This is a genomic window from Ruegeria sp. CL3 (assembly GCF_056536505.1).
On the sequence record NZ_JBQFPT010000005.1, the window covers coordinates 1 to 16379 of the forward strand.

The 16379-nt window shown below is 57.0% G+C and carries 11 protein-coding genes and 1 pseudogene; 2 read left to right on the forward strand and 10 right to left on the reverse strand.

The window, feature by feature from the left end; all coding sequences use genetic code 11:
- Window positions 1-117 precede the first annotated feature (117 nt).
- The 7 genes from ACR0NO_RS08385 to ACR0NO_RS08415 all read right to left on the reverse strand — a co-directional run bounded on the left by ACR0NO_RS08385 (window position 118) and on the right by ACR0NO_RS08415 (window position 10336).
- On the reverse strand, window positions 118-723 hold the full coding sequence (locus ACR0NO_RS08385) for an FAD-binding protein (RefSeq protein WP_480723620.1): 606 nt from the start codon (window positions 721-723) through the stop codon (window positions 118-120).
- Between the two features lie 62 nt (window positions 724-785).
- Window positions 786-989, reverse strand: a complete 204-nt coding sequence (locus tag ACR0NO_RS08390; RefSeq protein WP_480668533.1) for an FAD-binding protein — start codon at window positions 987-989, stop codon at window positions 786-788.
- Between the two features lie 4 nt (window positions 990-993).
- Window positions 994-2664: a thiamine pyrophosphate-binding protein gene (locus ACR0NO_RS08395; protein ID WP_480723621.1), complete on the reverse strand. Its 1671-nt coding sequence runs from the start codon at window positions 2662-2664 to the stop codon at window positions 994-996.
- Window positions 2665-2704: 40 nt separating this feature from the next.
- Window positions 2705-5116 carry an FAD-dependent oxidoreductase gene (locus ACR0NO_RS08400; protein WP_480723622.1) on the reverse strand — a complete coding sequence of 804 codons (2412 nt, stop codon included), beginning with the start codon at window positions 5114-5116 and terminating at the stop codon, window positions 2705-2707.
- Complete coding sequence (locus tag ACR0NO_RS08405) at window positions 5116-7512, reverse strand: GcvT family protein (protein ID WP_480723623.1); 2397 nt, start codon at window positions 7510-7512, stop codon at window positions 5116-5118. The genes ACR0NO_RS08400 and ACR0NO_RS08405 overlap by 1 nt, the downstream gene beginning before the upstream one ends.
- Window positions 7509-8798 carry an aspartate aminotransferase family protein gene (locus tag ACR0NO_RS08410; RefSeq protein ID WP_480723624.1) on the reverse strand — a complete coding sequence of 430 codons (1290 nt, stop codon included), beginning with the start codon at window positions 8796-8798 and terminating at the stop codon, window positions 7509-7511. The genes ACR0NO_RS08405 and ACR0NO_RS08410 overlap by 4 nt, the downstream gene beginning before the upstream one ends.
- Window positions 8795-10336 (reverse strand): trimethylamine methyltransferase family protein, encoded by a 1542-nt coding sequence (locus ACR0NO_RS08415; RefSeq protein ID WP_480723625.1) that lies wholly within the window; start codon window positions 10334-10336, stop codon window positions 8795-8797. The genes ACR0NO_RS08410 and ACR0NO_RS08415 overlap by 4 nt, the downstream gene beginning before the upstream one ends.
- A 107-nt stretch (window positions 10337-10443) precedes the next feature.
- Between ACR0NO_RS08415 and ACR0NO_RS08420 the strand changes: the two genes are divergently transcribed.
- Window positions 10444-11310 carry a LysR substrate-binding domain-containing protein gene (locus ACR0NO_RS08420; protein ID WP_480723626.1) on the forward strand — a complete coding sequence of 289 codons (867 nt, stop codon included), beginning with the start codon at window positions 10444-10446 and terminating at the stop codon, window positions 11308-11310.
- A gap of 570 nt (window positions 11311-11880) precedes the next feature.
- Here ACR0NO_RS08420 and ACR0NO_RS08425 read toward each other — a convergent pair.
- Together ACR0NO_RS08425 and ACR0NO_RS08430 are read right to left on the reverse strand one after the other, a co-directional pair.
- Window positions 11881-12342: pseudogene (locus tag ACR0NO_RS08425) on the reverse strand (GFA family protein); the annotation flags it as partial.
- Between the two features lie 721 nt (window positions 12343-13063).
- On the reverse strand, window positions 13064-13951 hold the full coding sequence (locus ACR0NO_RS08430; protein ID WP_480723627.1) for a LysR family transcriptional regulator: 888 nt from the start codon (window positions 13949-13951) through the stop codon (window positions 13064-13066).
- Window positions 13952-14095: 144 nt separating this feature from the next.
- On the opposite strand from ACR0NO_RS08430, the gene ACR0NO_RS08435 reads away from it, so the two are divergent.
- On the forward strand, window positions 14096-14944 hold the full coding sequence (locus ACR0NO_RS08435; protein ID WP_480723628.1) for a TauD/TfdA dioxygenase family protein: 849 nt from the start codon (window positions 14096-14098) through the stop codon (window positions 14942-14944).
- A 136-nt stretch (window positions 14945-15080) separates the two neighbouring features.
- Here the strand turns inward: ACR0NO_RS08435 and ACR0NO_RS08440 are convergent, their stop codons facing one another.
- The gene (locus ACR0NO_RS08440) at window positions 15081-15758 is read right to left on the reverse strand and encodes an SOS response-associated peptidase (RefSeq protein WP_480723629.1); all 678 of its coding nucleotides are present in this window, start codon (window positions 15756-15758) and stop codon (window positions 15081-15083) included.
- Between the last annotated feature and the right edge of the window lie 621 nt (window positions 15759-16379).

The window sequence follows — 16379 nt, forward strand, 5'->3', positions numbered from 1 at the left end:
TGACCTGGCTCAACCTTTTAGGAGCACTTCTTTCACGTATTTACGAGCGCGCGCGCATCGCTTCCGGAATTCATAAACCCGACCTTTGATTGAATGGTGACTTTGCCTGCAGAGCGGTCATTCAAGCAAGTAGGAGTGTTTCTGAAAGCCGTCGCCGACATCAAGATCTCCAAATTCGGGTGCGTTGTAGTCCCAGCCAACAGCATGGCAGCCAGACCAGTTCCCATAGGTCGAAGCACCGATATCTATCGCCATTTTGATGCCTTCGCCGGTGTTAAAGCGGTAACCTCGCACGCGCGCCATCTCCCATCCGGGACCCAGATAGCGGGTGCGCATCTCGGGGCTGGCTTGAAAGCCACCCGCTGCCACGACAACGGATTTGGCGCTGATGTCCTCAAGTTGCCCCTTGTGGCGGACCTTGACGCCCGTCACCGCATGGCCGTCTGTCAGGATTACCACAGCGCGGGTGTCATAGCGGATTTCAATGCCAGAGGCTTTGGCGATCGCGGTATGGGCATCAACTAGGCCCGGACCACCGCCCCAGCTTTCCAGTGTCAGCCCGCCCCAAAACTTGAACCGTCCATCCACCTTAAAAGCCTGACGCCCATAGATGGGTAGAAACCGGATGCCCTTGCCGCGCATCCAGTGCATGGTCTCCCTCGATGACCGCACCAATCGCTCGCACAGGGCAGGGTCGGTGCGGAAACGCGTGACGCGAAACATGTCGTCGAAAAATTGTTCTTCGGTATAGGTGCCAAAATCGGTGATGGCGATCTGGTCTTCGCTCAGGTCAGGGCAAAGGGCGCGGATGTCTTCGACCCCGTATAGGCAAAGCGGATCGCACCAGCGGTGTATCGAGAGTTGCCACCATTCTCCGCCTCTGGGGCGCATTCCAGCATCAAAACGCTTGCGCCTTTTTCCCGAGCCGCATGTGCGGCGCAAAAGGCCGCATTTCCAGCACCGATGATCACAGTGTCCCAAGTCGTCATATGATCAATCCTCCTTTGGAGCTTTGAACAGATCCTTGCGCAGGGTCATCAGTGCGCCGGGGTCAGTTTTTGCCTGAATGACGGTGGTCTCACCGTTTGCTAGGGCCTCTTTCAGGGCAGGCCCCATACCGCCTGGGCCATCGACCCAGATACCTTTGCCGCCGCAGAGTTCGGCGAATTTGTCATAGCGCGGAGATTGGATTTCAGCGCCCAGCAGGCGACCGCCGTAGAATTCCTGTTGATAGGCTTTTTCCGCGCCCCATGCCTCGTTGTCGAGGACGATCAGAATGAAAGGCAGTTTGTGCGATATGGCCGTCTGGATTTCGATCATCGTGTAGCCAACCGCACCGTCGCCCATCAACGCGACAACCGGGCGGTCGGGCGCGGCGGCCTTGGCACCGATGGCAGCGGACATGCCAAAGCCCACCAGCCCGAAATCAAGCGGCGTGATCAGCGACATCGGCGCGTAATGCGCCAGACGGTCGGCGGCTTGCAGACAGGTATTGCCGGTGTCGAGAGTGACAATGGCATTATCGGGCAGGGCATCGCGGATCTCGGCCAACGCGCGGCGGGGGTGCATCGGCAGCGTCTCAATCGCGGCTTCCTCGGCCCTCTCAGCCCAAAGGCTGTCCATATCTGCCCGGAAGCTGTCGCGCCATGCGTCGCAATTGGGCTTTGACGCGGCAGCGGTCAGCGCCTCGGCGGTCAGCCGGGCATCACCTTGCGCGGCGATCTCAGCCGGGAAATAGCGACCCACGGCAGAACCTTCGATATCGACATGGGCGATGCGGGTCTCTGCCCCCACATAATCGTTGCTGTGGAAGGTGGAGTTAAAGCCAAGGCGCGCGCCCAGCACGACCATCACATCCGCCTCTTTCGTCAGGCGCGAGGCGACGCGGTTGCCACGCGGACCGGCTTGACCTGCGAACCACGGATGGCGGTGGCGCATCACATCCGCATGGCCGGTCGAGGCGACGACGGGGACTTCCAGCGTTTCAGCCAAGGTCGTCAACGCGTCGCGTCCAGCGCCCCATTTGAAACCACCGCCTGCGAAAATCACGGGACGTTCGGCATTCGACACCAATTCGGCAATCGCAACCACATCATCCGCCGCGGCGGGGCCTGGTCGGGCAATTTGCAATGGCTTGGGGTCAATGGCCGGGACATCTGCGGAAAACAGATCGCGGGGCACGTGCAGAACAACAGGGCCGCGTCGACCCGTGTTGGCCAGCCGGATCGCGTCTTCCAGCATGGGCGCCAACCGGGCCGGATCAGTGACCATGACGGAGCGTTTGGAGATCGGGGCGAACAGGGCGACCTGATCGACCTCCTGGAACGTATCCTTGGCCTGATCGGCGCGGGTGATGGCCCCTGCGATCACCACAAGCGGCGAATAGGCCAACTGCGCCTCGGCCACCGCTGTCACGATATTGACCACACCGGGTCCGGCTTGCGCACCCAGCACGACCCCCGGCTTGCCAGTAGTACGTGCCCAGGCATCGGCCATATGGCCTGCCGCGCGTTCGTCGCGGGCGCCGACATAGGCAATCTCACCGCCTTCGTACATCGCATCGTAAAGTTCGAGCATTGAGCCGCCCAAGAGGCCGAACACCGTATCGATGCCATTGGCTTTCAAAACGCGATAGACGGCTTCGCCGCCATTGATCGTGGTCATGTCTGTTCTCCTGAAAGCGGATGTCTGCGCATGGCGGTCACTAGGCCTCCGATCTCGGGTGCAGGTTCTGTGGGTCGAACAGCGCATCGGGATACACGGTCGTCGCAATCTCGCGGTTCAGGATCTGCACCTTGAGCCCGTCATGCGGCGTGCCCTTGCGGACAAAGAGCCAACCAAGTGACTTGCCGATGCTATAGCCGTACCCACCCGATGTCGTCAGGCCCACGAGCTTACCCTCTAGTAGGACGGGTTCGCCGCCGTGGATGTCGATGTCATCGGAATGCAGTTCCGCATAAAGCAATTCCCACGTCGGACCGCGCTCCATCAACGCTGTACGGCCCACAAAGTCGCGGTTCTCGGTCACGACGAAACGTTCCAGCCCGACATCGAACGGGCCGATATCCGTCGTTAACTCACCGCTTGCGCGATAGGCTTTTTCCATGCGCAGGCCGTTGAATGCGTAGCTGCCCAGATCGACCAGCCCATGCTTTTCGCCCGCTTCGAACAGGGCATCGTAGATCGCCCCGATTTGATCCAGCGGCGCGTGCAGTTCCCAACCAAGTTCACCAACAAAGGACACCCGCAGCATGTAGCAGGGCAAGCCTGCTATCGCGACTTCTTTGCCCGAGAGCCACGGGAAACTAGCGTTTGACAGATCCACATCCGTCAGCTCTGCCATGATCTTGCGCGAGGCTGGACCAGATAGCGCGAGCATGCCCCAATCCTGCGAGCGGTTGATCATCTGAACGTCTTCGCACTGGCGGATATGGCTCTTGATCCAATCGAAATCCGGGTTCGACCGGGCGATGGGTGAACCGGTGAAAAAGCGGTCTTCGGCGATGCGCCAGATCGTGATCTCGGTCTCGAACCGGCCCTCTTCTGTCAGCAGGTGGTTCAGGCTCATCCGCCCATCGCGCGCCGGGATTTTATTGGCCGACAGGCGGTCGAGCAACGCGCCCGCGTGCTTGCCAGTAATCTCGAACTGGGCAAAGGCGCAGAGGTCAATCACACCCGCCGCTTCTCGCGTGGCCTTGGCTTCGCGGATGGCATTCTCGTGCCAGTTTTGGTGACCCCAGCCGATCTGTTCGACCTCACCCACCTCACCGAAATAGCGCGGGCGTTCCCAGCCCGCGATCTCACCAAAGACTGCGCCCTTGGCGGCCAGCCGATCATAAAGAGGATGCCGATTCAGGGGACGCAGACTGTGGAATTGCTTGCCTGGGCAGGGCGTATCGTGGCGACGCATGAATTCGTCCTTGGTGCGTTCCACGATGAAACTATCGTCGGCGAATTTGCCGTACCGGCGCGGGTCAAAGCCGCGTGTGTTGATCTCGCTTTCTCCATGCACCATCCAGTCGGCCAGCACCTTGCCCGCGCCGCCACCCCATGCGAGCCCGATGGATGAACCGCATGAGAGCCAGACATTCGGCGCGCCAGAGGGGCCGACGAGCATTCCACCATCCGGCGTATGCGTGATCGCACCGCGCACAACGCGCTTGATGCCGAGGTCTGCGAGAATGGGCATCTTGTCTAAGGCGACCATCAGGTAGTCTCCGATGGAATCGTAATCCGCCTCAAAGAGCTCATTCTCTGCCGCCCAGGGCGCGCCTTGCGGCATTTCCCAAACAGTGGGGCAGACATGGCCTTCGTAGATGCCAATCAGGCCGGATTTCTGTTCCTGCCGGATGTAGCCGCCAAAGGCGTTGTCCCGCATCACTGGCAGTTCGGGGCGGTCGAGAAATTCCGGCACCGTGTCGGTGACAAGATAGTGGTGCAAGCAACTGACCGAGGGGATTGTCAGCCCGAACCATTCCCCCACCTGATTGGCATAGGACCCCGCAGCGATAATCACATGTTCAGCCAGCACGTCCCCCTTTTCTGTCCGCAGCAGCCACATGTCACCCTTGCGACTGGCTCCCAGTACCTGATTGTGTCGTTCGATCTTGGCCCCTCGCGCGCGCGTTGCGGTGGCCAGTGCCATGGCCACGCTGGAGGGATCGATATGCCCGTCTTCAAAGGTCTGAATCGCTGCCTTAACGTCATCAACCTTGTAGAATGGGTTGCCCTTGGCCACAGCTTCTGGCCCGACAAGCTCCATCGGCAGGTCAAGCAATTTGCCCACGCCCATGATCGACTTCATCCAGTCGACCTCATCATCGGTGGTGGCGATGCGGAAACCGCCAACCTCGTGCCAACTTATGCTTTGGCCGGTTTCCTGTTCGACCTTCTTGTAGGTGTCAATCGAAGTCTTGTTGATCCAACCCATGACCCGGCTGCCCACCGCATGGGCAATCTGCCCGGCTGCATGCCAGGTCGAGCCACTGGTCAATTCGGCTTTTTCGAACAGGATGGTATCGGTCCAACCCGCTTCGGCAAGCTGGTATTGGGCCGCAACACCCATGATCCCGCCACCGATGATGGCAACGCGGGTGGTGCGGAGCGTGTCTGACATCAGAACACCTCCTTCGCGGGTTTGAAGGAAACTTGAGCTGTGAAACGGTCGCAGGCGATTTCAACCTCAAACCCCGGCACGGTGTCTTCGGCGGAGAGCCGGTCCAGTGGTGCGTTGATCATCGCGAGTGCAACCGAGCGGTCAAAGCGGTAGCTCCACGCGGCCGAAGTGATCTGCCCGACAACCTGCCCGTCAAAGTAGATCGGTTCGTCATGTATCGGGATCGCATTTGGATCATCAAAGAGCAGAGAAACGATGCGCCGTTTGGGCACATGATCTTTCAACGCGTCTTCCCCGACAAACCCGGTGCCTGTGGCGTAGAACGCGCCCAGCCCGGCTTCATGCGGTGTGGTGCCGGGGGTCAATTCGTGGCCAAGGGCGCGAAAGCCGCTTTCGATACGTAAGCTGCCGCTGGCGTAAAGCCCGGCATGTGTGGCTCCGGCATTAACCAATGCCTCATGCGCGGCCATGGCCATGTCGGAGGGGATGTAGAGTTCGTAGCCTTCCTCACCGGTAAAGCTCAGCCAGCCAGCCCAGCCGCAGGCGAGGCCAATCTCAACCGGCGCAAAGCCAAAGCGTTTGATGGCGGGCAGAGGGCTGCTGCTGGTGGCTTGCAAGACCTCCCGAGCCTTTGCCCCGGCCAGGCCGATGATGGCATAGCCGCTGGTGACATCTGTGAATTCGACCCGGAATTCGCCCTTAGTGTCGCGCATCCGTTTCATGTCGCGCACAACCTCGCCTGCGCCGACGATCATCAGATAGGTCTCAGGCCCATGGCGCTGAACGGTCAGGTCGCTTTCGACGCCACCGCGCGAATTCAGGATTTGAGTGTAGGCAATGCGCCCCTCGGCGATGTCCATTTGCGCGGTGCAAAGGTGGTTGAGGAAGACGCAAGCATCCGGCCCCTGCACCATGATCTTGCCAAAGGCCGATTGATCCAGAATGGCCGCCCCTCTCCGGCAGGCCGCAACCTCGTGTCCCACCGTGTCGCGCCATTGCGGTGCACCGAAGGTCAGCGGCAGATGTGCGTCCGCGCCACCAAAGTGCACCGCCCGCTCCCAGCCGCCGCGCCCTTCAAACTGCGCGCCAGCGGCCACCAGACCGGTATGGATCGGCGACCGACGCTGGCCTCGTGCGGTGCCCATCGAACGCCCCGGATAAGGATTGTCATAATGGCGGCCCAGCACTTCTGGAATACGTGCCTCTAAAGCGCCCAGCACGTTCATCTCTGGACTGAACCGACGGATATCGGCCTCGTTCAGTTCCATTGTCGGTTCGCCGGCGATGATCCATTCGGCCATCGCCTTGCCCGCGCCGCCCGCAAGCGCGATCCCGGTGGAGTTCATGCCGCCCATCAGGAACAGCCCGGGCACTTCGGGGCTTTCTCCCAACATGAACTGGCTGTCGAGCGTGAAGCTTTCCGGCCCGTTCAGCAGCATACGCACTTCGGCTTTCTCAAGCGCCGGGATGCGCCGCAGGGCGTTTTCCATCATAGGCATGAAATGGTCCCAATCCTCGTCGAGCAGATCAAATGAAAAGTCGGCGGGCAGGTCTTTAGTCGAGATGCCCTTGGCGTGTGGCTCAAATGAGCCGACCAGCAGCCCTTCAACGTCATCGCGGGCATAAAGGTAGGCATCCTGATCGTTCAGTGTGGGCAGATGCGAGCCTTTGCCCAGGGCCTGCACTTCGGCCAGCGGTTTGGTCAGGATGTAGAAATGTTCGCAGGCATAAAGCGGCATGTGCGCACCCGCCATCGCTGCCACCTCGCGCGACCATAGGCCAGAGGCAATCACCACCTCGTCGGCTTCGATCAAATCCGCGCCGATCTCAACACCCGAAATGCGCCCGCCTTTCTTTTGAAGGCCCGTGACGCGCGTATCCTCGCATATCTGCACACCCCGCGCCCGGGCGCCCTTGGACAGGGCCAGCGCCACATCCGACGGATTCACCCGCCCATCAGCAGGCGACCAGACCGCTCCGATCACATCGTCGGTTTCAATCAGCGGCCAAAGCTCTTTCGCGCGCGCAGCATCGACCACTTCGGCCTCAAGTCCAAAAGCCCGACCTAGCGAGACCTGACGTTTGATGTTTGTCAGACGGTCGGGATTAGTGGCCAGCGTCAGCGATCCGGTCTGCGTCCAGCCTGTGGCCTGTCCAGTCTCGACTTCCAACTCGCCATAAAGGTCGATGGAATAGTTGATCAGTTTCGTCAGCGTCGCTGAAGGCCGCAGTCGCCGCACCAGACCAGCCGCATGCCAGGTGGTACCCGAGGTCAGCTTGGAGCGTTCCAGCAGCACGATGTCTTTCCGACCCTCGCGGGCCAGATGATAGGCAATCGAACAACCAATTACACCACCACCTATGATCACGGTGCGGGCCTGAGAGGGGAGGTTCATGTCAGTATTCCCTCGCGTGTCATGTCCGTGAGGGTCTTGGCAAAGGCCTCAAGCGCTTCGTCAATCAGGTCCGGGGTATGTGCGGCTGATGTCAGACCCGAGGTATAGGACATGATGTCCACCCCATGCGAAAGCATGCCGTCCCGATAGCCGTTGACCACCGCTTTGGACAGGCCTCGGATTTGCATGGGGCTGAGCCCGTCAAGCGTGTCCTGCCCGAAATAGACATGGATGATCGAGCTATCGCCATAGGCTAGCCCCTTGACGCCCTGTTCCGCCATCCGGGCGTTCATCCCGTCGCGCATGCGTTTGGCCATCGCGTCCGCGTGGTCCTGCGCCGCTCCATCGGCGAGGTAAGGCATGGCTGCACACGCAGCCGCTGCGATTAGGGGGGAGGCGTTGAACGTGCCCTTGTGGCTGACCGCCGGGGCGATCCCGTCGCGTTCGGTGGCGTTGTTCATCAACTCCATGATGTCCGCACGACCACAGACCGCGCCACCGGGCAGACCGCCCGTAGCAATCTTGGCTAGCGTGGTCAGATCGGGCACGACCCCGTCCCGCGCCTGCCGCCCACCGGGGGACCAGCGGAAGCCGGTGATAATCTCGTCAAAGATCAGCACCACGCCTGCAGCACGGGCCATATCGTGCAGCGCCTTCAGGGTTTCGGTGGCGAGTGGCACAGAGCCGTAGTTGGCACCGGAGGCCTCGAATATCACAGTGCCAATCCGGTCATCTTCCAGCGCTTTGGCCATCGCATCGGGATCGGCAGCGCAGACCTGCACCAGTTCGGTGACGGGTACCGGCACACCCAGTGACGGCGGCGCGTTGCTGCCCGGTTTGGTTCCCTTTAGCGCGTGGTCATGCCAGCCGTGGTAATGGCCATCAATCCGCAGCACATGATCTTTGCCCGAATAGGCTCGCCCCAATCGCAATGCCAACATCGTGGCCTCGCTTCCCGAGGCGGTAAAGCGGGTGCGTTCGGCCGAGGGGTAAAGCCGGTTGATCCAGTCGGCCCACTCGATCTCGAACGCATGGCAATCGGCGGCAAAGATCGCCCGTTCGGCTTGCTTTTGCAGTGCCTCGACCACAGCAGGGTGGCTGTGGCCCAGCAATTGGGCGGCCGAACCCATCTTGAAGTCAATATAGCGGCGCCCTTCGATATCCCACTTTTCAGCACCCAGCGCCTTGTCGATGTAAATCGGATGCGGGACACGATAGCGCAGTTCGTGGCTGACCCCACAGGGGAGGGCCGCGCGGGCCTGTTCGCTAAGGCGGAGATTACTCATTCTGACCGCCCAGATCCGGCCCGCGTTAGGCGGATGTCAAAGCTCGCACGCAATTTATTGTCCAATGTATCAGAGATATGCTTCGGAAAGTGGCTGCGCAGAATCTCGCGGGTTTTCTCGCGCGCAACATCCCCGATGGGCTTGGCGCCATCCTCCTCCCATTCGCGGGGCGTCCGGCGGTCACCGATCTCGGGGTAGAAATAGTCCGATTTCATCCGTCCGAAGGTGTGATGCTCACCCAGGTAATGCCCCGGCCCTTCGCAAACGGCCTTGATGACATCTGCTGCGATGTTTTCCGGAGTCGCCTCAATCCCTCGAATTGTACGCAGGATATTTCCCAGAAGATCGTTGTCACTGACATAGGCAGCGTGGCTAACGCCCAGCAGGCTCGACATCATACCCGCCGCCTGAGTGACAATATTGGACCCGGCATGGGCTGCCATCGCCACCGCAAGGGATTTCTCGGCTCCGTATTGCGCATCGAGGCATTTGGCATCGGTGATCCCGGCAATCGAACTGGTTGGCAAATTCCAATGCCGTCCCATCTGTGCCGCGCCTGCCATCAGAATGGCTTGTTCACCGCCGCCACCGCTCATGGAGCCCGTGCGTAAATCCGCGACGAGTGGCTTGGGTGCAAAGATCGCTTTGACATCCGAAGCCACCAACCGCGCGAAGACCAGTCCCGCCAAGGTCTCGGCCACGGCCTGCACAAGAGAACCGGCGACAGTGGCAGGGCTGGTCGCGCCAGCCTGACCCGCGCTGATAAGCTGAACGGGAAAGCCCGCCAGTACCGCACGTTCCAGCACCTCGCAGGCTTCTTCGGCAAAGCGCATCGGTGGCACTACATGACAGACCATGACCGTCATAAAGGGGCGTTCGCGGAAGGCTTGTTCGCTTCCGGCGATGGCATAGCAGAGGTCTGCGATAGCCTGCACATTCTGCGGCTCGGTGATCGAGATCGAGACATGTTTGGTCGTCCCAGCCAAACAGGCATAGGCCGTGTTGAGATCCATCGCCGCGTTATCTTCAATGTCGCGCGCAACAACAGATCGGCTGAAATGATGGATATTGTGCATCCGGTCCACGATGCGGGCGGCATCGTAAAGGTCTTGCAAGGTGCTGTCGCGGTAAGCATGCGTGTCCAGATCAAACACACCGGGGGCCGCACCGCCCGTGGACATATGGACCCGAGACCCTTCGATTTTCAGATCGCGGTCGGGCGTCTGACCACAAAGCGTAAATCCACGCTGAGCCCCATCAATCGCCCATCGGACGAGTTTCTCAGGAAAGAGCAACCGCCCTTCCTTGGTGTAGGAACCACCGGCTTCGGTGACTTTTTCGATCATCGACGAAATAGCCTGGCTCAGGCCCAGCGTCGCCAAAAGCGAAAACGCCGCTTCTTCAACCAGCTTCACCTCATCGGGCAACAACGGTTTTAGGCGTCCACCAAGGACACCGGGCCACACGGGGTGAACCACCTCGTCCCCGGTGGGTTGCTTTAAGCGATCGTTGCGACCTCGGCGGCGGGCTTCAACCATGAACTCATGAGTATTGTGTTTCCTTGGCTGAACATTCGCAGCTAGAAGGCCAGTTTACAAAGGAACCTTTTTCATCAAAGGATGAGTAAAACTAATGAATGATTGTCATGAAACCTTCGTTACCAGCCCTCCGCGCCTTTGACGCCGCTGCTCAGCACGGTAGTTTTCGAGCGGCGGCTGAGCATTTGTCGGTGACTGCGACCGCAATCAGCCACCACGTCCGCGGTCTTGAGGATCAGTTGGGCACGAAACTTTTTGTGCGCAGCGGACGGGATGCCGCTCTGACCGAGGATGGCGCAAGATTGGCAAAGGCCACAGGCCAGGCATTCGGGATACTTGATGATGCCGTTCGAACGCTCCACCGTGGTACGCGCAAGGTCGTGCGTCTGGCTGTGGGGCCGATTTTCACGGCACGTTGGCTGATGCCAAGGATGAGCGAATTCTGGCAAGCTCACCCGAATATCGAACTCGAATTTCTGCCATCCATCGAACCAGGTGCCTTTGCCAACGAGACCGTCGATATCGTCATCCGATGGGACCGCATCGAAGGATCGGACCCTAAGGCAACCAAACTGCTAGAGTTGAGCCCTGCAGCCATTGCATCCAAGGCCTTCATCGAGGCGCATCCCGCCATTTGCCATCCAGACGATCTGAAGCGCTTGCCGCTGCTGCATCAAAGAAATCACTGGGGGTGGCTAGATTGGTTTGCGGCGATGAACGTCGCGGTTGACTCGCCTCTGCGGGGGCCAATTTTTCAGGACGCCAATACCTTGCTAAGGGGTGCTGCTGATGGACAGGGCGTGGTGATCGGCTGGCTGCCGCTTATTGACCAGGATCTTGCTGAAGGTCGTGTGGTCCGCCTATTTGACGAGGATATCTCCCCAACCCATGGATATTTTGTCGAAACGCGCGACGGCCATGCGTACCGAGCGGAGGTGCGTAGGGTCGTTGAATGGCTGACGGGCGGGGCGTGAAAGGCAGGCTTGTATTGGCACTGTCGTCAAGCAGAAGAACCCCCGTCATGTCGCCAGTCGTAGTGACGAAACCGCAGGAAGCTACCTCCGCTTCGCGGACATCGCATCAATCCGCGTCTAGGTGCGTCATTTCTCGCTGCGACTTAGAAACAAATATGCTCCAATGGCCCAGGATAGCCAGTTTCTCCACCGCCACGCAATATTGTGAGGTTAGCAGATGCAACGATTTTCATGCTGCGTGCGCACGTAGCGCAAAATCAGAGACTTCCGCTGTGGGCTCTTTCTGGGCTTTCTCTGCACCTGAGACCAATGGCTGATATCACTCTGCTCCAACGCGATGGAAAACCTTTGAGTCGCAAAAGGCAAAACTAGTGCATCGAGGAAAATCCAGTTGATTCAAAATCAATGACTTGGCCGCGTGCCAATGGCAAAACTATGAGTCGCCCGACAGTTTTACTGTAAGGCGACACATAGTTCTGCCACCAGCGACAGAACCTTGCCATTTTCGCCTCACTTCCTTCATCTAGCACCTAAACCGATTTCATTGATCCTGACTTCCTTTTGGGAAAATCAGGGCTGATTTGCAGACCAGACGCCGAAGGCACCTGTTCCTGCTGATCTGCCACGTGGCGAACGCGGATGGGGGCGAGACAATGCTATTCGACAATAGTGGTGCGGCCCGCAGGCGTATCCGTCTGGGTCGTTTGGGGTCTGTAATAATGTGCCTTCAAACGCGTCGAGATCATCAGTCATTTGCAACCAAGGCAACTTGCTTTGGTTGTTGACGTGAAAAGACGGTTTGAAATTTTTCGGGCTTTCGAGCGACGCAGCATAGAGGTGCATACCACCTGGATAGTGATCGGCTTCGAACCCAACTGGTGACCCGCAAGTTCCACAGAAGTGCCTAAAAACGACTTTGGAGCTTTCAAAAGTGCGTGGTTTATCACCAGTCCATTCAAAGTTTTCTATCGGCACACCGAACCAAGAAACCACCGGCGCGGCGCAATTTCTACTGCAGTCATCGCAGTGGCAAAAGCATGCCCATGTTTGATCACCGTGGTAGACCCAGCTTGTTTAATTTCACAGACAATAACCACGAGTCGCCATTCGTTTTTCTCCTAACCTCCCGAAGCATAAGAATCTGGTATTCTTTAGGTGGATTTTTTTGGACGTTTCATCGGCAGAAAACGTCGAAGTTCATGGTCAATTCGGGCTCGAAAAAGACGTCCGACAGCGATGGTTGGATGGCTGGTACTATGTTCATCGGGAACCCCTCAAGCGGCGTCTGAAACCTCGCGAGGCCGAGGTGGGGATAGTTTAGCGCACGCGAGGCCCCACTCAGACAGCGTTTAAAGCCGTACAGACTAAACTGGTTCAACGTCACTCACTACCGACGAACCAGCAACTTGGGTACCTTACTTTTGGACCGCAAGTGACTGTAAAGTTAAAATGTTAGATGACAAAGGCAGTCCGCTTTTTGCAAGGGTAACCAGCGGACTAGAATGCAAACTAAGAGCGTCAATGCTGTTCTTCCGGCCGTACGTTGCCTCTACATCCCTGAATTTAACGTGCGGCTAGTGTCAAAGATACTTTGGAGAACAGCACAACGACATCGGATGAATGCTCTCTGTAGGCTCGAAGCTGTTTTTCTCCAAATTGCATGCCAGTGACTGGCCCAAGCCCAATTTTGACTTCCAGTTTTCTTAGTTCAAGTGTTCGAAAACATCTTGTGGATACCAAATGGAGTGCCAACTCACGAATAAACCCGTTGGCTATCTGCTGCTTCCAATAGCGCCACCGTAACTGCGTCGACCATTTTAGTGTGAGGCGATGGGGTCATACTTGCCAAACCAACAATGCGCCTAGGTCCGTTCTGTTCAAGGGGGATCCTTTTAAGACGCAAGTGGTCATATGCAGCTAAGCGGCTGTCTGGTATGATTGAAACGCCAAGTTCAGCGGCCACCATACTTGAGATTGCTTCAAGGCTCTCTAGTTCCATAGCGTCTTTGACTTCAATGCCTTCTCTTTGCAGCCAAGTCTCGATTTGCCTTCCTACAACCGCATCACGCGTAAAACGAATAAACGGTGACGCACCAAGCAGTTCTTTCGGAGGTACATCTTGGGTGTTTTCCGAGACAAGCAGTACCAATTTTTCGGATACAATTTCAGAGAATTCCAACGTGTTTGGCAGAACATCTGGTCGGGAAATGATCGCCGCTTGAATCTGCCCGCGGTCTAACTGTAGCAAAAGCTGATTAGTCAAACCTGGAACAATCCGTACATGGATATCCGGATGCACGGATTTTAGTCTCGCTAGCGCAATCGGCACTAGTCCAGTCAGGGTCGTTGGAACGGCACCCAAAGTTATTTCACCAAAGAGTTCGTTGTTCGACTTCACCCTTTCCGCCAAACCATCATATGCGGCCACCACCGCAACAGCCTCTCCCACGAACGTTAGCCCGGTATGAGTAAGTTTGGGCGATTTGGATGATCGGTCAAATAATTCGAGCCCCAACGTGACCTCCAGATTCCGCATCTGGTGACTGACCGCCGAGGGGGTTAGATGCTCAGCCTCTGACGCGGCACGGAAGCTACCATGTCGATGAACTGCTATTAGAGTTCGCAGTGACCGAATGCTCATTCCGATAACCTCTCTACCGCCTAATCCGTGATCGGTATGTGAATGTTTTTCACCAATTAGTCAAAGAAATTTCGTTTTTGTTCATTTTTGTTGGTGTGTACCTTGCGCATAGCATGCCCAAAGAAATCAAACCCAGAGGTGCTTATGGTTGCTCCCAAATCCAACGCCTATACTTCCATCGTTGCCAAACCCTTCGCTCCAAACCTTGGCGTCGAGATCTACGGAGTCGATTTGAGCCAGCCTGTACCTGACGATCAGTTTGCGGAGATCTGCGACGCCTTTCACACCTACCAGGTGCTGTTCTTTAAAGAGCAGAAGGAAATACCGCCTACGCAGCACATCGAATTTGGTAAACGCTTTGGACCGCTTCATGCGCACCCCGCAGCCCCAACGATGGACGGGTATCCGGAGATTTTCGAAATACATGCAACTAAGAATTCCAAGGTAGCAAACGGCGAGTTCTGGCACTCTGACGTCTCTTGCGACGAGACGCCGCCCCTTGGAACTATGCTGCAAATCCATATTGCACCACCCTGCGGCGGGGATACCATGTTCAGTGATATGTATGCGGCCTACGATGATCTTTCGGAGCCGATAAAAGACATGATCAACGGGTTATCTGCACTTCATAGTTCCGAGCATATCTACAAAGGCCGCTATAGCGACCGGGGGCAAAAAGACAGCGAAATTGACTGTCCCGAAGCAGTTCATCCGATCGTTAGGACTCATCCGGAAACCGGCCGGAAGTCGCTATTTGTGAACCGAACATTTACAACAAAGATTTTGGGCATGTCGGATAAGGAAAGCGATGCGATCCTCAAAATGCTTTTCGAGCATGCGGAGCAAATCAACTATCAAATCCGGTTCAGGTGGTCGATTAACGACATGGCCTTTTGGGACAACCGATGTTGTATGCATCGCGCTATCTGGGACTATTGGCCCGCAGAGCGAAAAGGGCGACGTGTGACCGTGAAAGGCGATAGACCTGTTTAGTATCGACCGAACCGAATTGCTCTAGCCGAGTTCGCTATACGGGGAACACGTCAGCAACCAAAGGTCAGTTGAACTTCCGCTTCGGGCTCTTAGCAGACATCTACGCCAGTTTGCCTATGAGACGCGATTTTCACGGCTATTTTCCTGCGGGATCCGATTTCTCGCGCTCACCAGCTCGAACAATGCGCATTTCATCTGAATTGTAGAGCTTCACCAGTTCAAATACATCATCCGCGTTGCCATCCATCCATTGCTCATAGTCCTCTGGCTTGAGGATGACGGGCATTCTCTGCGGGTGTATGGGCTTTGCCAGATCATTGGCTGCCGTAGTGATGACGGTGTAGGTTTCAACCTCCTCAGCTCCTTCCTTGCCCTGGTATCGCGAGGTTTGCCACATACCCGCAAATGCAAGTGGCGGGCGGTCTTTATCGCCCTTCAGGGCGAACGAGTGGTGGGTGGCAGGGTTTCTTCCTTGGGCCTCACAGAACGAACCAACCGGAACGAGGCAACGCCGCTCCTCAAAGCTCTGTTTCCACAAACCGTTTGAGCGAACCTTGTCATCACATGCGTTGTTCCAGGCACCCGGTTGGATAACAGCACCAGTTTTCTTTGACTTCTTTGTCGTACGAAAGCCCCAGCTCAGCGGGACAAACTCACGCTTACCTTCGTCGCCTTTCCCGACCACAGAGGCTAAGGGCTTTGGATAGATGGCTGGTAATGGTTCCGCATTCCCCAACCCGTCACATTCAACGGTCACGTCACACAGTTGGCGCATCGCTGTGGCAGGGATGGTGTTGGAGTAGAGGTTGCACATGGCCCCAAAGGCTACGCACAAGACCAGAGTTGGACAAGGTTGTGCGTTTTGGCGTCTTCAATCGACCTGCGAGTGGATAGCAGCAAAATACGAATTTCCACTAAAGCTGTCTTTGTTTTGAAATCTTTAGGAAGTTGGTGATGTGAGGGGCTGGTCAAGGGGGTAAGGACCAGCCCCTTTTTCTCACCCGTGAGTGAGTGCAGGTGTGTGTAGTCTGATTTACTGTGACATCAAAGCCGTTTGGTTAAAATTGGGGAAACCCCGTATCGCCCAGTTTTACGACGAAACGATTTGTTTCTAGGTCCGAAACGGAAAGTTTCACGATAAATCGTAGACACAATTTCGCCACAATGCGATCCTCTGACCGTGGGTGACATGCTTATATTTTTAGAACGTTCTGGTTTTTCCGACTGAATTTGAGGGGTTAGTTGGTTTGGTGTGTCACCCAACGAAACCCTCAAGCAACCAACGATAGTGATGAAGTGCTTTCCGTAACGTCAGCAAGCTTCACACGTCTCTTTCATAAAACTGTCACAATTCAAACATTCACATGCGATAGCGGGTAGGTGCGGCGCGTCTTGAATGGGGTTTGCGATTGTAAATGAGGGGGTACGAGTTCGG